We start from the raw sequence: 20195 nt of genomic DNA on the forward strand, positions 1-20195 counted from the left end.
ATTCGGCGACGTTGGGACGCAAGCGAGCGCAGGGCTGGCTGCGATTGCTGCAAGAATGGAGATTGCGGTCGCAGTTCTCACTCCGCCGCCTCCGCGAACTTGGCGTTGTGCTCGTTGATCCGCCGCTCGAGCTCGGGGCGGAAGTGGCGGATGAGGCCCTGGATCGGCCACGCGGCCGCGTCGCCGAGCGCGCAGATGGTGTGGCCTTCGACCTGCTTGGTGACTTCCTGCAGCATGTCGATTTCCTCGACCGCCGCATCGCCGGTGCGCAGGCGCTCCATCATGCGCCACATCCAGCCCGTGCCCTCGCGGCAAGGGGTGCACTGGCCGCAGGACTCGTGCTTGTAGAAGTAGGAGAGCCGGCTGATCGCGCGGACGATGTCGGTCGACTTGTCCATGACGATCACCGCTGCGGTGCCGAGGCCTGAGCCGAGTTCCTTGAGGCCGTCGAAGTCCATCGGCGCGTGGCGGATCTGCTCGGCGGGCACCAGCGGCACCGAGGAGCCGCCGGGGATCACCGCCAGCAGGTTGTCCCACCCGCCGCGAATCCCGCCGCAATGTTTCTCGATCAGCTCCTCGAAGGGTATGCTCATCGACTCTTCGACGACGCAGGGCTTTTCCACGTGACCCGAGATCTGGAAGAGCTTGGTGCCCTTGTTGTTCTCGCGCCCGAAACTCGCGAACCAGCTCGCGCCGCGCCGCAGGATCGTCGGGGCGACCGCGATGCTCTCGACGTTGTTGACCGTGGTCGGGCAGCCATAGAGCCCCGCGCCCGCCGGGAAGGGGGGCTTGAGCCGGGGCTGGCCCTTCTTGCCCTCGAGGCTCTCGATCATCGCGGTCTCTTCGCCGCAGATATAGGCCCCCGCGCCGCGGTGCATGAAGACGTCGAAATCGTAGCCCGAACCGCAGGCGTTCTTGCCGATCAGCCCGGCGTCATAGGCCTCGGTGATGGCCTTCTGGAGCGTCTCGGCCTCGCGGATATATTCGCCGCGGATGTAGATATAGGCCGCGCGCGCGCGCATCGCGTAGCCGGCGACCAGCGCGCCTTCGACCAGCTTGTGCGGATCGTGGCGGAGAATCTCGCGGTCCTTGCAGCTGCCCGGCTCGGATTCGTCGGCATTGATGACGAGGAAGCTCGGCCGCCCGTCGCGGCTTTCCTTGGGCATGAAGGACCACTTGAGCCCGGTCGGGAAGCCCGCCCCGCCCCGGCCGCGCAGGCCGCTCGCCTTGATCTCCTCGATGATCGCATCTGCCCCGCGCGCGAGCAGCGCCTTGGTGTCGTCCCAGTCGCCGCGCGCCTGCGCTGCCTTGAGGCCCCAGTCCTGGAAGCCGTAGACATTGGTGAAGATGCGGTCCTTATCCGCGAGCATCACTGCGTTCCCTTTGCCTTGGCGCGCCTGATGCGCACCAGCGAAATCACCTGGAAGACGAGCCCTGCGCCCATCAGCACCACGCCCATCTCCTTCTGCCCGGTCGCGCTCAGCACCGCCCCGCCGGCAAAGCCGGTGAGGCCGAGGATCGCGACGAGCAGCGTCAGCCCGTTCATCCGAACGCCCCTTGCGAATAGGCCACCGCGAGCGCGCCGAGGATCAACACGATCACCCCGATGCGCAGCACGCCCATCAGCACCTTGAAGGCGATGAAGCCGAGCAGCAGCGCGCCAAGGAGGTAGACGAGCGAGGTCACTTACCACTCGCCCCGGTAATCGTGGTTCCCGCTCACCATCTCCCTGAGCGTGGTCGGCCCGCCGACCGGCTCGGAGGTGTGGCGCCCGGGCTCCTGCGTGCCGGTCTTGGGCTGCTGCCCCGCAGCCAGCGCATCAAGAACCGCTTCGAGGCGCTCGGGGGTCAGGTCCTCGTAGTTGTCGTCGTTGATCTGGACCATCGGCGCGGTGGCACAATTGCCCATGCATTCGACCTCGGTGAGGGTCCAGAGGCCATCGGCCGAGATGCCGCCCTTCACCATGCCGCGCTTCTTGCAGGCGGCCATGATGTCGTCAGACCCGCGCAGCATGCAGGGCGTGGTGCCGCACACCTGTACGTGGAATTTGCCGACGGGCTTCAGGTTGTACATGAAGTAGAAGCTGGCGACCTCGAGCACGCGGATCACCGGCATATCGAGATACTTCGCGACATATTCGATCACCGGCAGCGGCAACCACCCCTGCGTATCGGTCTCCGCGCCGACCTGCCGCTGGGCGAGATCGAGCAGCGGCATAACCGCGCTGCGGCTGCGGCCTTCGGGATACTTGGCGATGTGCCAGTCGGCGGTCTTCTTGTTCTCCGGCGTCCACGCGAAGCCTCCCCAGCGGGCACGCAGTTCGGGGGTATCGGGAGCGGGGGTACGGTCAGCCATTGATGGGCCTGCATTCGGTTTGAAAGTCGCGCAGAATCATGTCAATTCTTTCGGTCCTTCGGGTAGATCTTTACCACGTCAGCAGTCGGCAGTTCGCCTATCGCGACGCGGCTAATCTTCCCGTCGTCGAAATTGAAAACCATGTTTCCCCGCATCTCTTTGGGACAATCGTAATGCACCGTAACCGATACATGGTTGGCGCTCATTCGCCCTGTTTGAGTGCAACGGGACACGAAATCATACAAATCCTTGAACTTGAGCGACTTGTTTTCGTCCAGAAGCCGCCCAAAAAGCGGTTCGATCTGGAGATCGTCCGCTGCCAACGCACGCATCGCAACTTCGTCGTGTGCCTGCAGTGCTTCATCGAAGCCAATGACCAAGGGCAGGCTTTCGATCGCGAAAGTGCCAATCTCTCGAACACTATGTTCAGGTTGGGCCGCGACGGCGGCCAAAAGCGGGATAAGCCCAATCACCGATCACACTCCCCGAACACCACGTCGATCGCGCCGAGAATGGCGGTCGCATCGGGCAGCATGTGGCCCTTGGACATGAAGTCCATCGCCTGAAGGTGCGAGAAGGCGGTGGGGCGGATCTTGCAGCGGTAGGGCTTGTTGGTGCCGTCGCTGACGAGATAGACGCCGAATTCGCCCTTGGGGCTCTCGGTCGCCACATAGACCTCGCCCGCGGGCACGTGGAAGCCTTCGGTGTAGAGCTTGAAGTGGTGGATCAGCGCTTCCATCGACTGCTTCATCTCGCCGCGCTTGGGGGGCACGACCTTGGTGTCGGTGGAGGCAATCGGCCCGCCCGGCATGTCGCGCAGACACTGGCGGATGATCTTCGCGCTTTCGTAGACTTCCTTCACGCGCACCATGAAGCGGTCGTAGCAGTCGGAGTTGGTGCCGACCGGAATGTCGAACTCCATGCGATCATAGACGTCGTAGGGCTGGCTCTTGCGCAGGTCCCACGGCAGGCCGGCGGCGCGGATCATCGGGCCCGAGAAGCCCCAGGCGATCGCGTCCTCGCGCGACACGACGGCGATGTCGACATTGCGCTGCTTGAAAATGCGGTTGTCCATGACGAGGCTCATCGCGTCCTCGAACAGCTGGAAGAAGCGGTTGTCGAGCCAGTCGCCGATGTCGACCAGCAGCTTCTCCGGCACGTCCTGGTGGACGCCGCCCGGGCGGAACCACGCACTATGCATCCGCGCCCCGCTCGCCCGCTCGAAGAAGTTGAGGCAGTCCTCGCGCAGGTCCATGATCCACAGGTTCGGCGTGAAGGCGCCGACGTCGAGGATGTGCGCCCCCATGTTGAGCATGTGGTTGCAGATGCGGGTCAGCTCGGCGAACAGCACGCGCAGGTACTGGGCGCGCAGCGGCACCTCGAGGTTCAGCAGCTTCTCGATGGCGAGCACGTAGCTGTGCTCCATGCACAGCGGCGAGCAGTAGTCGAGGCGGTCGAAATAGGGGAGCGCCTGAAGATAGGTCTTCTGCTCGATCAGCTTCTCGGTGCCGCGGTGGAGCAGGCCGACGTGCGGGTCGATGCGCTCGATCACTTCGCCGTCAAGCTCCATCACCATGCGCAGCACGCCGTGCGCCGCGGGGTGCTGGGGGCCGAAGTTGATCGTGTAGTTGGTGATGACCTCGCCCCCGGTGGTGGGCGATTCCTCGATCTTCATGCTCATCGTCCACCCTCCTTCGAGGTGGGATCGGGGGCGCCGGGCGCGGGTTTGCCGGTGTCGGTCTGGGTCGGCGGCGGCGGAGAGAGGCGGTCCTTGGCGGCCTTGTCGGCGTCCTTGCCCGCGCCGGTCTGGGCCGGGCTGTCGGTGACCTTGGGCTCGGCGACCGGCGGCGTGCCGCGCGACATCTCGTCACCCGGCAGCACGTAGTCCGCGCCTTCCCAGGGGCTGAGGAAGTCGAAGGTCCGCATCTCCTGCGGCAGCACGACGGGCTCGTAGACCACGCGCTTCTCCTCCTCGGAATAGCGCAGTTCGGTGTAGCCCGTCATCGGGAAATCCTTGCGGAACGGGTGCCCCTCGAAGCCGTAGTCGGTGAGGATGCGGCGCAGGTCCGGGTTGCCGGCGAAGGTCACGCCGAACATGTCGAACACCTCGCGCTCGAGCCAGCCGGCGTTGGGCCACAGCGTGGTGACGGTCGGGACGGGGGTATCCTCCGAGGCCGAGCACTTCACCATCACGCGGTGGTTCCTGGTGAGGCTCTGGAGCATGTAGACGACTTCGAAGCGGTCGGGGCGGCTGGGGTAGTCGACCCCGGCGATTTCCATGAGCTGCTGGTAGGCGTGGTCGTCGCGCAGGATCTGGAGCACGCGGGCGATCGCCTCGCGCTCGACGCGGAAGATCACCTCGCCGTGGGCCTCTTTGGCCTCGATCAGCCAGACGCTGATCGTCTCGCTGATGGCGTCGATCACGCCCTCGTTCGAAGCGAACTTCGGGGCGGAGTGGAGAACGGTCATGTCCCTGCCCTTACCTCTCGATCGTGCCCACGCGGCGGATCTTCCGCTGCAGCTGCATCACGCCGTAGAGCAGCGCCTCGGCGGTCGGCGGGCAGCCGGGAACGTAGATGTCGACCGGCACGATGCGGTCGCAGCCGCGCACCACCGAATAGCTGTAGTGGTAATAGCCGCCGCCATTGGCGCAGCTGCCCATGCTGATCACATATTTGGGGTCCGACATCTGGTCGTAGACCTTGCGCAGCGCCGGGGCCATCTTGTTGCACAGCGTGCCGGCCACGATCATCACGTCCGATTGGCGCGGGGAGGCGCGCGGGGCGGCGCCGAAGCGCTCCATGTCGTAGCGCGGCATGTTCACGTGGATCATCTCGACCGCGCAGCAGGCGAGCCCGAAGGTCATCCACCACAGGCTGCCGGTGCGCGCCCACTGGAACAGCTCCTCGGTCGAGGTGACGAGGAAACCCTTGTCGGTGACCTCGGTCTGGAGCGCCTTGAAAAAGTCCGCATCGGGCGCGCGGACCTCGCCGCCCTGCGCGGTGGCCAGCTTCGACATGTCGGGCAGTCCCTGGGGAGGAGAAACGATGTTGGTCATTCCCAGTCCAAAGCCCCCTTCTTCCATTCATAGGCGAGACCGACGGCGAGGATGAAGAGGAACACCATCATGCCCCCCCACCCGGTCCAGCCGGTGACGTCGAGGCTCACAGCCCAGGGGAACAGGAAGGCCGCCTCGAGATCGAAGACGATGAAGCTGATCGCGACGAGGTAGAAGCGCACGTCGAACTGGCTGCGTGCGTCCTCGAACGCGGGGAAGCCGCACTCGTATTCGGAGAGCTTCTCGGCATCGGGATTGTGCACGCCGGTGAGGCGCGACACCGCCATCGGTGCGACCACGAACAGCACCGAAAGCCCGAGGGCAACGAGCACGAATAACAGTATCGGCAGATACTGGCTGAGGTCGACCACGGCGATGTCCAAGCTGTTTAATCCCGAGGCGCCACCTAGGCCTCTCGCGCCGCTTGCGCAAGGGCCGGACTCGGGGAAAAGCCCGGAGCTGAGTTGCAGGATTTCGAACAGAAGTTGCGGGCGACAGACCCGCCTCGCGAGCCCCCTACTTCATCATCCGCGCCGCCGCACCCTCCGTGGCCTTGCCGTAGGGCGGCTTCAGCCCGCCGAGCTTGGCGATGTCGATCTTGGGCTGGTGATAGACCGCGCGCGCATGGCTGAACTCGCGGAAGCCCTCGATGGCGTGATAGCTCCCCATCCCCGATGGCCCGACCCCGCCGAACGGCAGGTCCTCCATCGAGACATGGAACACCACGTCGTTGGTCGTCACCCCGCCGGAGATGGTGCGGGTCAGCACCCGCTCCTGCTCGCCCTTGTCCTCGCCGAAATAGTAGAGGCCGAGCGGGCGGTCGTGCGCGTTGATGTAATCGATCGCCTGATCGACCGACTTGTAGGTCATCACCGGCAGGACGGGGCCGAAGATCTCTTCCTGCATCACGGTCATGCCGTCGTTGACGCCCTTGAGGACGGTGAGCGGCATCTTGCGCTGGTTGGCATTGCCGAAGTCCTCGTTCGCCGGGTTGACCTCGATCACCTCGGCGCCCTTCTCCTTGGCATCGGCGACGAGGCCCTGGAGGCGCTCGAAATGGCGGTCTGAGATGATCGAGGCGTAGTCGTCATTGTCGAGGAGGCGCGGATACATCGCCGCCGCCGCGCCGGTGACGCCCGCGACCGCCTCGTCGGCCTTGTCCTCGGGCACCATCAGGTAGTCGGGCGCGAGGCAGATCTGGCCTGCGTTCATCATCTTGCCGATCGCGATGCGCTCACCCGCCTTGGCGAAATCGGCGCTGCGGCCCATCACCACCGGCGACTTGCCGCCGAGTTCGAGCGTGACCGGGACGAGGTTCGCCGCTGCGGCCTGCATCACCCGGCGGCCCGTCGCGGTCGATCCGGTGAAGACGAGGTGATCGAAGGGCAGGCTCGAGAACGCCGCCGCCACCTCCGGCCCGCCGGTCACGACCGCGACTTCCTCGGGCGCGAAATACTGGGCGGTCAGTTCGGCCATCAGCTCGCTCGTCCGCTCGGTGAATTCGCTAGGCTTGATCATGGCGCGGTTGCCCGCGGCGAGCACCTGCATCAGCGGCCCGAAGGCGAGCTGCACCGGGAAGTTCCAAGGCGAGAGGATGCCGATCACCCCCTTGGGCTCGTAGCGGACCTCGGCGCGCGCGCCCATCAGCCCGAGCGGGAACTGCACCTTGCGCTTCTCCGGCTTCGACCAGGCGTCGATGTGCTTGAGCGCATGGCGCCCCGCCCCCACCGTCGCGGCGATATCGGTGAGCATCGACTGATGTTGCGAGCGGCTGCCGAAATCCGCGCTCATCGCCTTGGCGAAGGCCTCGCCATGGTCCTTCACCAGCGCCATCGCGCGGCGGATGCGGTCCTTCCTCTGCGAGAGCGGCTCGGGGCGCGAGGCGGTGAAGGCGGCGCGCTGGCGCGCGAGCAGGGCTTCGAGTTCATCGCGGCGATCGTCGGCCATGTCGTTCTCCCAAGGACATATGCGTTTTGATTTGCGACGCGTTGTCGCGCAAAGCGCGCGGGGGCGCAAGCGGGGCTGCCCCATTCCTTCATCGCCCCGTGCTCGACACGGGGCTTGGCTGCCCCCGCCCTGCGACGACGGCTCCGCGTCGGCTTCCAGTATGGGGGCTGAACACCGCGAACGACTGCTAGTGGGTGGATTGCTGCCTTAGCTTTTTGTCCACCCGACGTAGCAATCCTCGTCGATCAGGGCGATCAAACTGCGCCCGTCTTTCCCCTGAAAGCTTACTTTCGCTGCATAGCCAGTCGGATCATCCGCCACGGTGGCTTCGTCAGAAGCAAAGTTTGTTTCCTCGGCCTTCACTGATCGGCTGAGCATGCCTTTCTTCTGCTTGCGTGCGAGATCGATATACTGCGAATTCGACCATCCCTTGCACATCGTCGCATCGCTCGAAGGCGCGCAAGCAATTCCGAACGATAACAGCAGCACAGATGTGAGCACTCGGTCGATGAGCATGGTGAGTGAATGCCCGAGCGCTCCCATGTCCGCAATGGGGTCGACAGCTGCAATTCCGCTTTCGCTCGAAATTCCGCCAAACCTGCTCTTCCGCTTGGACAAAAGCCAAGCCCCGCATCAAGTGCGGGGCGACGAGGGTTGAGGGGGACAGAGCCAAAAAATCACCGTCGCCCCGTGCCTGCCTGCCCCGGCGCAGGCCGGGGACACGGGGCTTGGCTTTTCTTCTTTCGGCGTTGGCGCGATACTCGGCAAATAGAAAGGGGTGGCTGGGTCTACATCATGGCGAACCGCTTTCGCGGCGGGATGTATGTCGGCGTGACCGCCGATGCGATCGCCCGCGTGTATCAGCACCGTGAGGGCAGCGGCTCTCAGCATGTGCTCGATTTCGGAATGCGGCGGCTGGTCTACGTCGAACGCCACGACACCATCGAAAGCGCCATTGCCCGCGAAAAGCTGGTCAAGAAATGGCGGCGCGAATGGAAGTTCGCGCTGATCGAAGCGGACAATCCCGATTGGGAGGATCTGTGGGAGCAATGGTTCGCGCCCGAGGTCGGGCAGAAGTAGCCAAGCCCCGGATCAAGCCCGGGGCGACGGGGTGGGAGGCAGACCAAGCCGGAAAATCAGCGTCGCCCCGTGCCTGCCAGCCCCGGCGCAGGCCGGGGACACGGGGCTCGGCTGCCTTCTCGCTGCCGCGGAGGAAGGCGCCCTGTCGAAGAGACGCCTAACCCCGCATCGCGTGCGGGGTGACGAAAGTGGGGTGGCGGAAGGGATCGCCCCGCCGCTGAAACTCCCCCCCCTCATTGCCAATGCCGCATCGCAGCATTACATCGCCCGGCATATTCCCCCGTCACGCAAGGACTTTGCCATGACCCAGCTTTCCCCCGCCGATCCGATCGTGGTCCTCTCCTATGCCCGCACCCCGATGGGCGCGATGCAGGGGGCGCTGTCGGAGGTCTCCGCGACCGATCTCGGCGCCATCGCGGTCAAGGCCGCGGTCGAGCGCGCGGGCGTGCCGGTAGAGGACATCGACCGCGCCTACATGGGCTGCGTGCTGCCCGCGGGGCTCGGCCAGGCGCCGGCGCGGCAGGCGGCGATCAAGGCGGGGCTGCCGCTCTCGGTCGAGGCGACGACCGTCAACAAGGTGTGCGGCTCGGGCATGCAGACGCTGATCATGGGCGCCGAGGCGCTCGCCAGCGGCACGATCGACGTGGTGGTCGCGGGCGGCATGGAGAGCATGACCAACGCGCCCTACCTCCTCAAGAAGCACCGCTCGGGCGCGCGGCTCGGCCACGACACGGCCTATGACCACATGTTTCTGGATGGGCTCGAGGACGCCTACGAGCCGGGCCGGGCGATGGGCACCTTCGCGCAGGAAACCGCCAACGCCTACCAGATGACCCGCGAGGAGATGGACGCCTATTCGATCGAGTCCCTCGCCCGCGCCAACAAGGCAATCGCGAGCGGCGCCTTCGCCGACGAGGTCGTGCCGGTGACGGTCTCGACCCGCGCGGGCGACGTGGTGGTCGAGCATGACGAGCAGCCCGGCAAGGGCCGCCCCGACAAGATCCCGCAGCTGAAGCCCGCCTTCGCCAAGGACGGGACGATCACCGCCGCGACCTCCTCCTCGATTTCCGACGGCGCCGCGGCGCTGGTGCTGACCCGCGCGAGCGTCGCCGAGGCCAAGGGCCTCAGCCCCGTCGCCCGCGTCGTCGCCACCGCCGCCCACGCCCAGGCCCCCGCGCAGTTCACCACCGCGCCGATCCCGGCGATCCAGAAGGTGCTCGCCCGCGCCGGCTGGGGGGTCGACGATGTCGATCTCTTCGAGGTCAACGAGGCCTTCGCCTGCGTCGCCATGTTCGCGATGCGCGACCTCGGCATCCCGCACGAGAAGATCAACGTCAACGGCGGCGGCACCGCATTGGGCCACCCGATCGGGGCGAGCGGCGCGCGGATCGTCGTCACGCTCATCAACGCCCTCAAGCAGCAGGGCAAGACCCGCGGCGTCGCGAGCCTGTGCATCGGCGGCGGGGAAGCGACGGCGGTCGCGGTCGAGCTCGTCTGAGGGGCCGATTTGCCGCAGCGCTGCGGCTCGTGATAAGTCCCCTTCCGGCCGCATCGGCCAGTGGAGGGGGAACATCATGAAGAGATACGCCATTCTGGCTTCGTTCGCCGTGCTCGCGGCTTGCAGCAAGCCTGCGTCCGAGGCGCCTGCCGACGAGGAGACGCCGGCCGCGGCCGAGACCGCTGCGGCGGCGATGACCACCGCCAACGGCTCGCCGGCGGGGACCTACACGGTCGTCGACGCCAAGGGCACCGAGGGCACCAGCGTGCTCAATGCCGACGGCACCTATGTCGACACGGCGGCCGATGGTGCGGTAACCGAAGGCCGCTGGGCCGTGGTCGATGGCAGAACGTGCTTCACCGCCGGGGAAGGCAAGCTGCCGACCTGCTGGACCGAGAGCGCCCCGGGCGCCGACGGCTCGTTCACGGCCACCTCGGAGAACGGCGAGAGCGTCACGGTCAAGCCCAAGACCTGACCGGCAGGAGCGCGCCGGGCGGCGGGGTCACTCGTCGCCCGGGAGCTGCTCCGATCCCCACAGCCGCGCGGCGGCGATCCAGCCCTTGCGGCCCTGGATGTCGACCTCGCACCAGCCCTCGCGGCAGGTCTTGAGGCGGGTGACGACGCCCGGCTCGGCGCGCCACTTGATCGCGCTGGTCGGCGAGGGCTGGGCGCGGACCTCGGCGAGGCCTTCGCCGATGACGAGCCCGCCGCGCTCGGGGTCGAGCTGGCTTGCGGCGATCCAGCCCTGCGTGCCTTCGGGGTCCTCGACGAGCCGCCAGCCCTCGCGGATTCGCACGACCTTCACCGGCAGGCCGATGCGCAGATAGACCCATGCGATGGGGTATTCGTTGCTCGGCCCCACGCGCATGTTGACCTTCTCGTAGCGCAGGCTCGCCCAGTAGGGGAGCGCCCGGTCCTGCGCCCTCAGCGGAGCGAGACATCCAACAATGCCAAGCGTCACAAGCGCGAAGATGGTGAAGATCCGGAAGGTCCGCATGCCCCCTCCGATAGCTCCGACAGCGGCGCTGATTCAAGGCCATGAGCCTTGACCCGCCCGCCCCACTGGCATTAGCCCACAGCCATGACCCAGCGCCCCTCCCGCCCGCTCGCCTTCCCTGCGCGCGTGATCGTCACCCGCCACCTGATGCCGGAAGTCGAGGCACGGATGCGCGAGCTGTTCGACGTGGTGCTGAACGAGGCCGACCGCCCCCTCAGCCGCGCCGAGCTCGCCGCGGCGATGCAGGACTGCGACGTGCTGGTGCCGACCGTCACCGACCGGATCGACGCCGAGCTGATCGCCGGTGCGGGGGAGCGCCTCGGCCTGATCGCGAGCTTCGGCGCAGGGACCGAGCACATCGACCTCGCCGCCGCCGCCGCGCGCCGGATCATCGTCACCAACACCCCCGGCGTCTTCACCGACGACACCGCAGACCTCGCGATGGCCGCAATCATCGGCGTGCCGCGCCGCATCCGCGAGGGCACCGCGCTGGTCCGCCGCGGCGAGTGGACCGGGTGGGCGCCCTCGGGCCTGCTCGGGCGGAAGCTCGCCGGCAAGGTGCTCGGGATCGTCGGCATGGGGCGCATCGGGCAAGCGGTCGCCCACCGCGCCCGCGCCTTCGGGCTCGAGATCGCCTACACCAACCGCAAGCGTCTCCCCGAGGCGCTCGAGCGGATGCTCGGCGCGCGCTACGTGGCGCAAGTCGACGCGCTGATGGCCGAGGCCGATATCCTCACCCTCCACTGTCCGCTGACCGAGGAGACCCGCCACCTCGTCGACGCGCGCCGGCTCGCGCTGATGAAGCCGGGCAGCAGCATCGTGAACACCGCGCGCGGCGAATTGATCGACCAGGAGGCGCTGATCGCGGCGCTCGAGTCGGGGCAGCTCGCGGGCGCGGGGCTCGATGTCTATCCCGACGAGCCCCATGTCGACCCGCGCCTGTTCGCCCACCCCAACGTCATGACCCTCCCCCACATCGGCAGCGCCACCGCCGAGGGCCGCGAGGATTCGGGGCACAAGGTGATCGCCAACATCCGCATGTGGGCCGACGGCCACCGCCCGCCTGACCAGGTGCTGACTGCGCTGGTGCGCTAGTCCGCTGGCCTATAGCCAAGGGTCGTCAGGACTTGCTCCCAACCCTCCAGCGCGTCGCCGAACGCGATGTAGCCGGGTGTCGCTTCTTCATCGCCTTGCTGTCGAAGTGCTACATCCCACCAAGCAACATCTTTATGGCGATGCATGAAGGCAAACAGGTCTAGCCCATCGCGACAGTTGTCGTGTTCTTCTTTCAGGTTTATCGGAACGAACGTGTGAGGCATAGCTATGCCTCTTGGCCAACCCGTATCTCGATATTCAGCATGCTTTGTCGTGTTGGCAATCGCTTCGACAGCAAACATCCAAGGTATCAGCTGTCGCGCGAATGCGTCGAATTCAGATAGGCCTGCCAAGCCAATTGGCAGTTGCCTGAGACCGGCTCTTATATCTCTGGCGAGCGAGACCCTTGTCCAATCCCGAAGAGACGTCAGAGCAACGCAGAAATCGAGCGCGGTGAAGCAGACATTTTCGGCGTTGCACGGCCGCTTGAAGACCTCATCCTCATATCGGGCGAAGTTCCAATCCGCCTTCTGGTATTTGTCCCAAGGCGTTCGGATCGAAGTCAGAAGCTCGGGATGGTCAGCCCACTCGTGACGACGCCTGCGCCGAGCCATCTCAATCCTCTCAATCCCCCGTCAAAATCCGCTCGACCAGCTCGCCCACGCTCGGTGTGTAACCGTTCGAGAAGAAGGGGTCGGTCTTGAAGCGGTAGGCGGCATGGCCCGCGAAGGCGAGGTTGCGGTCGGGGTCGTCGCCGTGGGCGATGTCCTGGAGCGTCTTCTGGATGCAGAAGCTCCTCGGGTCCGCGAGGCGGCCGGTGGTGTAGTCGTCGTGGTCCTTCCAGCTCGAGAACTGGCAGTGCGAGAGGCACCCCATGCAGTCCTGCTGGTCCTGGCGGATCGTCTCGCGGGCTTGCGGAGTGACGAAGACGATCGTGCCCTCCGGGGTCTTGAGCGGCTCGGTGTGGCCGGCGCGCATCCACATCTCGGCGCGGGCCTTGTCCTCTGGGCGGACCCAGAAGCTCCTCGCCTTGCCGTCCTCGCCGAGTTGCACCGTGCCCTCTTCCTCGCCCCGTTTGAAATAGGGGATCTGGCGCTCCGAGCGGTGCATCAGGTCGTAGAGGAACGGGGTCTTGACCGCGCTCGAATAGAAGCCGGTGGGCGAGAACTTGTGGAGCAGCACGTCACCGGGCTCGACGGTGCGCAGCATGTCCTTCCAGATCTGCGGGATCGGGCTCTCGCGGGTGAGCAGGGGGCGCGTGCCGAACTGGAACGCGATCTTCCCGAGCTCGGGATTGTCGATCCAGTCGTTCCATTCGCGCAGATACCACACCCCGCCCGCCATAACGATCGGCACGTCGTCCGAGACGCCCTCGGCGCGCATCGTGTCGCGCAGCACCTTGACGCGCGGATAGGGGTCCTCGGGCTTGGTCGGGTCCTCGGCGTTGGAGAGGCCGTTGTGCCCGCCCGCCAGCCACGGGTCCTCGTAGACCACCGCTGCCATCAGCTCGGCGACCTTGTGGTAGGAGCGCTTCCACAGCGCCCGGAAGGCGCGGCCCGAGCTGACGATCGGCAAGTAGCTGACGTTGAAGCGCGCGGCGATCTCGGCGAGCTTGTAGGGCATTCCCGCCCCGCAGGTGACCCCGGTGACGAGGCCGCGGGTGCGCTCGAGCACGCCTTCGAGCACGGCCTGCGCCCCGCCCATCTCCCACAGCACGTTGATGTTGATCGCACCGCGGCCGCTGGCGATCTCGTAGGCCTTCTTCACCTGCGTGGTGGCGCCCTCGATGGCATAGCGGATCAGCTCCTGATGGCGCTCCTCGCGGGTGCGGCCGTGATAGACCTGAGGGATGACGTTGCCGTCCGCATCGTAGCTGTCGGCGTTGACCGCGCTCACCGTGCCGATGCCGCCGGCGGCCGCCCAGGCGCCCGAGCTCGCGTGGTTGGTGGCCGAAACACCCTTGCCGCCCTCGACCAGCGGCCAGACTTCGCGACCGCCGTAGACGATCGGAGACAATCCCTTGAACAACGAACAATCCTCTCGAGCGCCGGGAGCGGCGCGGCTTATCAGATCTTGCCCATAGTCGCGCGCGCCCCGCCCCGCAACCTCGCGCGCCGCGGGCGTTTCAGGAGGCGCTGCACACCTCGATCGCCTCGGGCGAGCGCCGCGCCTTGCCTTTCTGGAAGCGCGCGAAATAGCCCTTGATGTCGGGCCTTTCGGTATATTCGACGAGCACATAGCCGACCGCCTCGAACTCGCAAAACAGCAGCGTGTGCGGCAGGCCGTGGCTTCCGACGCGGCTCTCGCTCTCCACCACCACGATCTGCCCGTCGGCATTCAGGGCGGGCCACATGTTCCACAGGAAGGCGTAGGGCTCGGTGACCTCGTGGTACATATGCACCATGAAGATGCGGTCGAAGCTGTCGGGGGGCAGCTGCGGATTGTCGGCATCGCCCAATTTGATCGAGATGTTCTCGAGCCGCTCGCGCTCGACCCGGCGGCCGAGCCGGTCCAGGGCCTCGCGACTGATGTCCTGGGCGAGCACCCGACCCTCGGCCCCGACCCGCTCGGCGAGGCGCACGGTGTAGTAGCCCTCCCCCGCCCCGAGATCGGCGACGGTCATGCCGGGGCGCAGCCGGGCGAGGTCCATCACGACCTGCGCCTCGCCGCGCTCGTCGCGGGCGTCCTCGTTCGAAAACTCGTTGGAGACGACCGCGGCGACCGGGCGGTCGGGCGCGGGGAAGGCCAGCGCGCTCTCGGGACGCTTCGTGGTCGCGGGCGCGAGACCGTCGCATCCGGCAAGGACGCTGGCAGCGAGCGCCGCCGCCACTGCCGCAAGGAGCGCGCGCCCGCCTCGCATCGGGCCTACTCGACGTCCTCGATCTCGACCTTCTCGCCGGTCACGCGCTGCGCGAGCGCGGCCGAGATGAAGGGGTCGATCGCCCCGTCGAGCACCGCGTCGGGGGTGTTCGAGACGATGCCGGTGCGCAGGTCCTTGACCATCTGGTAGGGCTGCAAAACGTAGGAGCGGATCTGGTGGCCCCAGCCGATGTCGCTCTTGGCCGAATGCTCGGCGCTGGCGGCTTCCTCGCGGGCGCGCATCTCGGCCTCGTAGAGCCGGGCCTTGAGCATGTTCATCGCGATCTCGCGGTTCTTGTGCTGGCTGCGGTCCTGCTGGCTGGCGACGACGATCCCGGTGGGCTGGTGGGTGATGCGCACCGCCGAGTCCGTGGTGTTGACGTGCTGTCCGCCCGCCCCGGACGCGCGGTAGGTGTCGATCTTGAGGTCGGCGGGGTTGATCTCGATCTCGAAGCTGTCGTCGATCACCGGATAGACCCACACGCTGGAGAAACTGGTGTGACGGCGCGCCGAGCTGTCATAGGGGCTGATGCGGACGAGGCGGTGGACGCCGCTCTCGGTCTTGGCATAGCCATAGGCCCCGTCGCCCTTGATGAGCAGGGTCGCCGACTTGATCCCGGCCTGTTCGCCCGCCTGGTATTCGACCGTCTCGACCTTGAAGCCGCGGCGTTCGGCCCAGCGGCCGTACATGCGGAAGAGCATCTCGGCCCAGTCCTGGCTCTCGGTCCCGCCTGCGCCGGCGTGGATTTCGAGATAGGTGTCGTTGCCGTCCGCCTCGCCCGAAAGCAGCGCTTGCACCTTGTCGGCATCGGCGCGGTCGGCGAGCCGGGCGAGGGTCGCAAGGCCGTCCTCGACGATCGAATCCTCGCCCTCGGCCTCGCCCATCTCGATGAACTCGACCGCGTCGGCCATCTCGGCCTCGATCTCGCGGACGGTGTTCACCGCCGTCTCGAGCGTCTTCTGCTCGCGGCTGATCGCCTGGGCCTGCTTGGGATTGTCCCAGAGCTTCGGGTCCTGCACGCGCGCGTTGAGCTCGTCCAAACGGCGCAGCGCGCGCTCCCAGTCGAGCGACAGGCGCACCAGCGCCAGCGCCGCCTCGATCCGGTTGATGTAAGCCTGGGCCTCGGCCCGCATGGGTCAATCCTTCGCGACGAGCAAACGTGATGAGGCACGCCGCTTAGCGTCGGCGGCGCGATTGTAAAGCCGCGAGGCCCCTCACTTCGTCCGGAGCGCCTTCACCGCCGCGAGGGTCTGTGCGACATGGCCGCGGTAGTCGGGGTTCGAGTGCACCGCGACGATCGTCCCGTCCTTCGCGATCACGTAGGAAGTGCGGGTGGTGAGGCCCGACTGGCCCATCGCCACGTCGTAGGCCTTGGCGACCGCGGGGCTCGCGATCCCGACCGGAAAAGCGTCGCGGCATTCCTTGCGGCTGAACTCCTTGAGCGTGGCGATGTCGTCGGCGGACATGCCGATCACGCTCGCGCCCGCCGCCTTGAACTGCGGCATCGCCTCGGCGAAGGCATTGGCCTCGAGCGTGCAGCCTTGCGTGAAGGCCTTGGGGTAGAAGTAGAGCACCACCGGCCCCTTGGCGAGGGCGCTCTTCAGCGCGAAGCCGAACTCCTTGCCGGCGAGCGCGGCCTTGGTCGAGAAGGCCGGGGCCTTGGTGCCCGTGGGAAGCTCTGCGGAAGCGGAGGTCACACCGGCGAGACCGGCGAGGGCGAAAGCCGCAAGGGCAATGGTGCGAAGCTGTTTCATGTGCTCTCCAACCGTCATGGCCTGAGATGGTTTCCGGACCGGCGTCAGTCGATGCCGCCTTCCTCGAGGAACTCGGGCTCCTTCACTACCGCGCTCTCGGCGCTCTGGCGTCCGGCGCGGATCAGCGCGAGGATCTCGTTGCGCTTGGCGGCGATCGCGTCCTGGCGGGTGTAGCGCTCGGGCTCGGTGTCGGGCTTGAAGGCCTCCCAGATGATCGCCGACTTGGGATCCTCGGTCGGCCAGCCCTCGAAGACGCGCTTGCCCGAGCGGCGGTCGACCCGCACCATCCGGACGCCGGTGGGCGCGACGGGCGGGAGATCGGACCACTTGGCGCGGGTCTTCTCGATCAGGCTCTTGACGATGGGCGCCGAGATCGTGCCGCCATAGGCATAGCCGCCCATGTCGCGCGGCTGGTCGAAGCCCAAATAGGCGCCCGCGATCATCGCTTGCGTGCCGCCGATGAACCACACGTCCTTGGGGCCGGTGGTCGTCCCGGTCTTGCCGAACAGCGGCAGGTTCAGCGAGTTGAGCACGGTCGCGGTCCCGCGGCTCACCGCGCCGCGCAGCATGTGCATCACCTGGAAGGCGGTGCGCGGGTCCATCGCCTGGGTGCCGCGCACCCCGAAGCGCGGCATCGGCTTGCCGTCCCACGCGGCCATGTTGCACCCGCGGCACTCGCGCTGGTCGGCGCGCCACACCACCTTGCCGCGGCGGTCCTGGACGTAGTCGATCACGGTCGGCGGATTGAGCCGCCCGTGGTTGGCGAGCGCGCCGTAAGCCGCGACCATCTTGATGAGCGTCGTCTCCCCGGCGCCCAATGCGGTCGAGGGATAGGCCGGGAACTTGCCGATCCCGACCCGCTCGATCTCGCGCACGACGTTGTTCATTCCCGCGGTCATGCCGATCTGCACGGTCATGATGTTCTGCGACTGCTCGAGGCCATAGCGCATCGGGTGCTGCCCGCCCGCACCGCGCCCGCCGCGGATGCACTTCTCGCCGAGCCCTGCGCCCTGAAAGAAGCAGAAGCGCGAGTTGTCGATCTGGGTCGAGGGGGTCATCCCGCTGTCGAGCCCGGCTGCATAGACGAAGGGCTTGATGGTCGAGCCCGGCTGGCGCATCGCCTGGGTCGCGCGATTGAAGTCCGAGAGGCGGTGGTCGAAGCCGCCCTGCATCGCCATCACCCGGCCCGACTGCGCCTGCTCGACGACGAGCGCGCCCTGCGCCTCGGGGATGGTGCGCACGGCCCAGGCATTGCCGACCGGAGCGGCGGCGATCACGTCGCCGGCCTTGAGCCGGTCGGGCAGGCCGATCAGCGGGGCCTCGTCGCCGTTCGCGAAGCCGATCCGCGCATTGGGACCGCTGCGGCGGGTGACGACGCCGACGCGCCAGTCCTTGTAGCTGATCCCGAGCGGCGAGGATTGCAGACGGCTCGCCCACTGGCCGTCCTCCACCTCGAGCGTCGCGATCGGACCCGCCCAGGCCCGCCCGCCCTGATAGCGCAGCAGCCCTTCGCGCAGCGCGTCGCGCGCGGCGAGCTGCATCTGCGGGTCGAGGCTGGTGCGCACCCACAGCCCGCCCGCATAGACCGAGTTCGGCCCGTCCTCGGCGGTCTCGCCGAAGCGCTCGATCAGCTCGCGGCGGACCTCCTCGAGGAAGTATCCGGCATCGACAGAACGTTCGCGGCGCTGGGTGACGAGACCCAGGGGCTTGGCCGCCGCCGCGCGCCGCTGCGAACCGGTGATGAAGCCGTTCGCCTCCATCTGGTTCAGCACGAAGTTGCGCCGCTCGAGCGCCGCCTGCTCCTGCCCCTTGCGCCCGTAGCGCTCGGGCGCCTTGGGGAGAATCGCAAGGAAGGCCATCTCGTGGAGCTGGAGCTGGTCGACGTCCTTGTCGAAATAGGCGCGCGCCGCCGCCTGCACCCCGAAGGAGCGGCGGCCGAGCGGGATCTCGTTCAAGTAGAGCTCGAGGATCTCCTGCTTGGTCAGCACCTGTTCGATGCGCCCGGCGAGGATCATCTCCTTGAGCTTGCGCGTGACCGAGTATTCGTCACCCAGGAGCAGGTTCTTGGCGACCTGCTGGGTGATCGTCGAGCCGCCCACCGCACGCTCGCCCGTCCCGGCCTTGCGCGCGTAATCGAACACCGCGTTGGCGGTGCCGAGGAAGTCGACCCCGCCGTGGCTGAAGAAGGTCTTGTCCTCGGCCGCGAGATAGGCCTCGATGAGCTTCTGCGGGAAGTCGGCATATTGCAGCTGGACGCGCCGCTCGCGGGCGTAGGAGTGGACGATCTCGCCGTCGATCCCGCGCACCACCGTCGGCAGCGGGGTCTCGTAGGTGAGAAGCGCCTCAGCCTCGGGCAGGTCGCTCGCCAGCCACACGAACAGCGCGATCCACAGCGCGAGCGCGAGGCCGAAGCCGATCGCGAGGATGCGGAACAGCCGGCTCGCCCGCCAGCGCGCGCGGAACCACGCCAGCGCCCCGCCGACATCGCGGTTCACGCGGTAGCGCAGATAGGCCCAGGTGGTCTGCCGGTCTTCGGGAGGCGGGAGCGTCTCGGTCATGAACGGGGCGCAACTAGCACGCGGGCGTGCGCGAAAGCTAGCGACTTCGCGCGCCTATTCCCCGCTCGCCGCGGCCCCCGCTCGGCGTGCGAGATAGACCCGGATCGCGCGCCCGAGCACGGCGGCATACTGCGCCCGCCCCTCGGGCGTGGTGAGCCGCGCGCGGTCGGTGAGGTTGGTGACGAAGCCGCTCTCGAACAGCACCGAGGGCACGTCGGGCGCGCGCAGCACCGCGAGCGCGGCGGCACGGCGGGGCTGCGGGATGAAGGGCAGCGTCCCCTCGCCCTCGCGCAGCACGAGGCCGGCAAAGGCCAGCGCCTCCTCCTGGGTGCGCTGCTGCGAGAGGTCGACGAGGATCGCGCTCACCGCCGCGCTCTGGCCCTTCACCGTGATGCCGTTAAGCCGGTCGGCGTCGTTCTCGCGCGCGGCGAAGCGGGCCGCCGCCTCGTTCGAGGCCTCGTTCGAGAGCGTGTAGATGCTCGCCCCGCTGACCTCCTCCCGCTCGCCGGCGGAGTCCGCATGGATCGAGACGAACAGGTCGGCCTCGAGCCGCCGCGCGATCTCGGGGCGGTAGGGGAGCGGGAGGATGCGGTCGTCCGAGCGGGTCAGCGCGACCCTCACCCCGCCCTGCCGCAGCAGCTCGTCGCGCAGCGCCAGCGCGAGCGCGAGGGTGATCGCCTTCTCCTCGACGCGGCGGCCTTCGGGGTCCGTGCCGATCGCCCCCGGATCGCGCCCGCCGTGGCCGGCATCGATCACCACCAGCGGGCGCGAGGGATCGTCGGGGCCGGCGACCTGCGGCAACTCGAGCGGCGCGGCGGCCCCGCCCCCGCCCTCGCCCGCATCGGCGAGCGGGAAGCGCAGCACGTAGTCGCGGCCCCAATAGGCCATCGGCACCTCGCGCCCCAGCACCCGCGCGCCGCCCAGCACGCCCGCCGGCACGAGCAGCAGAACAAGGACGAGCAGCAGGGCGCGAAAACTCATTGCGTGTGCCGC

23 protein-coding genes are annotated in these 20195 nt (G+C 67.4%); 4 read left to right on the plus strand and 19 right to left on the minus strand.

The window, feature by feature from the left end; translation table 11 throughout:
• Nucleotides 1-77: 77 nt before the first annotated feature.
• The 11 genes from nuoF to ACLBKU_RS09805 all read right to left on the minus strand — a co-directional run bounded on the left by nuoF (nt 78) and on the right by ACLBKU_RS09805 (nt 7876).
• Nucleotides 78-1370: an NADH-quinone oxidoreductase subunit NuoF gene (gene nuoF, locus ACLBKU_RS09755; RefSeq protein WP_410179359.1), complete on the minus strand. Its 1293-nt coding sequence runs from the start codon at nt 1368-1370 to the stop codon at nt 78-80.
• The gene (locus tag ACLBKU_RS09760; protein ID WP_410179360.1) at nt 1370-1546 is read right to left on the minus strand and encodes a hypothetical protein; all 177 of its coding nucleotides are present in this window, start codon (nt 1544-1546) and stop codon (nt 1370-1372) included. Before ACLBKU_RS09760 ends, nuoF begins: the two co-directional genes overlap by 1 nt.
• Entirely contained in the window at nt 1543-1686 is a 144-nt protein-coding gene (locus tag ACLBKU_RS09765; protein ID WP_410179361.1) for a hypothetical protein, read from the minus strand. The genes ACLBKU_RS09760 and ACLBKU_RS09765 overlap by 4 nt, the downstream gene beginning before the upstream one ends.
• On the minus strand, nt 1687-2355 hold the full coding sequence (nuoE, locus tag ACLBKU_RS09770; protein WP_410179362.1) for an NADH-quinone oxidoreductase subunit NuoE: 669 nt from the start codon (nt 2353-2355) through the stop codon (nt 1687-1689).
• Nucleotides 2356-2396: 41 nt separating this feature from the next.
• Nucleotides 2397-2828: a hypothetical protein gene (locus ACLBKU_RS09775; protein WP_410179363.1), complete on the minus strand. Its 432-nt coding sequence runs from the start codon at nt 2826-2828 to the stop codon at nt 2397-2399.
• Nucleotides 2825-4036, minus strand: coding sequence for an NADH-quinone oxidoreductase subunit D (locus ACLBKU_RS09780; protein WP_410179364.1), 1212 nt, complete (start codon nt 4034-4036; stop codon nt 2825-2827). The genes ACLBKU_RS09775 and ACLBKU_RS09780 overlap by 4 nt, the downstream gene beginning before the upstream one ends.
• Nucleotides 4033-4824 carry an NADH-quinone oxidoreductase subunit C gene (locus tag ACLBKU_RS09785; RefSeq protein ID WP_410179365.1) on the minus strand — a complete coding sequence of 264 codons (792 nt, stop codon included), beginning with the start codon at nt 4822-4824 and terminating at the stop codon, nt 4033-4035. Before ACLBKU_RS09785 ends, ACLBKU_RS09780 begins: the two co-directional genes overlap by 4 nt.
• Nucleotides 4825-4834: 10 nt before the next feature.
• Complete coding sequence (locus ACLBKU_RS09790) at nt 4835-5374, minus strand: NuoB/complex I 20 kDa subunit family protein (protein WP_206073190.1); 540 nt, start codon at nt 5372-5374, stop codon at nt 4835-4837.
• A 35-nt stretch (nt 5375-5409) separates the two neighbouring features.
• Nucleotides 5410-5784: an NADH-quinone oxidoreductase subunit A gene (gene ndhC, locus ACLBKU_RS09795; protein WP_264394503.1), complete on the minus strand. Its 375-nt coding sequence runs from the start codon at nt 5782-5784 to the stop codon at nt 5410-5412.
• Nucleotides 5785-5929: 145 nt separating this feature from the next.
• Nucleotides 5930-7360: a coniferyl aldehyde dehydrogenase gene (locus tag ACLBKU_RS09800; RefSeq protein WP_410179366.1), complete on the minus strand. Its 1431-nt coding sequence runs from the start codon at nt 7358-7360 to the stop codon at nt 5930-5932.
• Between the two features lie 207 nt (nt 7361-7567).
• Nucleotides 7568-7876: a hypothetical protein gene (locus ACLBKU_RS09805; protein ID WP_410179367.1), complete on the minus strand. Its 309-nt coding sequence runs from the start codon at nt 7874-7876 to the stop codon at nt 7568-7570.
• Between the two features lie 252 nt (nt 7877-8128).
• On the opposite strand from ACLBKU_RS09805, the gene ACLBKU_RS09810 reads away from it, so the two are divergent.
• The 3 genes from ACLBKU_RS09810 to ACLBKU_RS09820 all read left to right on the plus strand — a co-directional run bounded on the left by ACLBKU_RS09810 (nt 8129) and on the right by ACLBKU_RS09820 (nt 10413).
• Nucleotides 8129-8440 carry a GIY-YIG nuclease family protein gene (locus ACLBKU_RS09810; RefSeq protein ID WP_410179662.1) on the plus strand — a complete coding sequence of 104 codons (312 nt, stop codon included), beginning with the start codon at nt 8129-8131 and terminating at the stop codon, nt 8438-8440.
• Between the two features lie 301 nt (nt 8441-8741).
• Entirely contained in the window at nt 8742-9938 is a 1197-nt protein-coding gene (locus tag ACLBKU_RS09815; protein ID WP_410179368.1) for a thiolase family protein, read from the plus strand.
• 76 nt (nt 9939-10014) lie between these two features.
• Nucleotides 10015-10413 (plus strand): hypothetical protein, encoded by a 399-nt coding sequence (locus ACLBKU_RS09820; RefSeq protein ID WP_410179369.1) that lies wholly within the window; start codon nt 10015-10017, stop codon nt 10411-10413.
• A gap of 27 nt (nt 10414-10440) precedes the next feature.
• On the opposite strand, the gene ACLBKU_RS09825 is transcribed toward ACLBKU_RS09820, so the two are convergent.
• The gene (locus ACLBKU_RS09825; RefSeq protein WP_410179370.1) at nt 10441-10935 is read right to left on the minus strand and encodes an SH3 domain-containing protein; all 495 of its coding nucleotides are present in this window, start codon (nt 10933-10935) and stop codon (nt 10441-10443) included.
• A gap of 84 nt (nt 10936-11019) precedes the next feature.
• Here ACLBKU_RS09825 and ACLBKU_RS09830 point away from each other — a divergent pair, with 84 nt between their 5' ends.
• On the plus strand, nt 11020-12030 hold the full coding sequence (locus tag ACLBKU_RS09830) for a 2-hydroxyacid dehydrogenase (RefSeq protein WP_410179371.1): 1011 nt from the start codon (nt 11020-11022) through the stop codon (nt 12028-12030).
• Here the strand turns inward: ACLBKU_RS09830 and ACLBKU_RS09835 are convergent.
• From ACLBKU_RS09835 to ACLBKU_RS09865, 7 genes are all read right to left on the minus strand, one after another.
• On the minus strand, nt 12027-12644 hold the full coding sequence (locus tag ACLBKU_RS09835; protein ID WP_410179372.1) for a hypothetical protein: 618 nt from the start codon (nt 12642-12644) through the stop codon (nt 12027-12029). The genes ACLBKU_RS09830 and ACLBKU_RS09835 overlap by 4 nt on opposite strands.
• Before the next feature lie 10 nt (nt 12645-12654).
• Nucleotides 12655-14058, minus strand: a complete 1404-nt coding sequence (locus ACLBKU_RS09840; RefSeq protein ID WP_410179373.1) for an NAD(P)H-dependent flavin oxidoreductase — start codon at nt 14056-14058, stop codon at nt 12655-12657.
• A gap of 97 nt (nt 14059-14155) precedes the next feature.
• Nucleotides 14156-14890 carry a class I SAM-dependent methyltransferase gene (locus ACLBKU_RS09845; protein ID WP_410179374.1) on the minus strand — a complete coding sequence of 245 codons (735 nt, stop codon included), beginning with the start codon at nt 14888-14890 and terminating at the stop codon, nt 14156-14158.
• Between the two features lie 5 nt (nt 14891-14895).
• Nucleotides 14896-16023 carry a peptide chain release factor 2 gene (prfB, locus tag ACLBKU_RS09850; RefSeq protein WP_410179375.1) on the minus strand — a complete coding sequence of 376 codons (1128 nt, stop codon included), beginning with the start codon at nt 16021-16023 and terminating at the stop codon, nt 14896-14898.
• A gap of 81 nt (nt 16024-16104) precedes the next feature.
• Nucleotides 16105-16644 (minus strand): peroxiredoxin, encoded by a 540-nt coding sequence (locus tag ACLBKU_RS09855; RefSeq protein WP_410179376.1) that lies wholly within the window; start codon nt 16642-16644, stop codon nt 16105-16107.
• Between the two features lie 44 nt (nt 16645-16688).
• Nucleotides 16689-19202, minus strand: a complete 2514-nt coding sequence (locus ACLBKU_RS09860) for a penicillin-binding protein 1A (RefSeq protein WP_410179377.1) — start codon at nt 19200-19202, stop codon at nt 16689-16691.
• A 54-nt stretch (nt 19203-19256) separates the two neighbouring features.
• Entirely contained in the window at nt 19257-20183 is a 927-nt protein-coding gene (locus ACLBKU_RS09865; RefSeq protein ID WP_410179378.1) for an N-acetylmuramoyl-L-alanine amidase, read from the minus strand.
• Nucleotides 20184-20195 lie beyond the last annotated feature (12 nt).

This window comes from Erythrobacter sp. NE805 (genome assembly GCF_046452355.1).
Taxonomy (GTDB): Bacteria; Pseudomonadota; Alphaproteobacteria; order Sphingomonadales; family Sphingomonadaceae; genus Erythrobacter.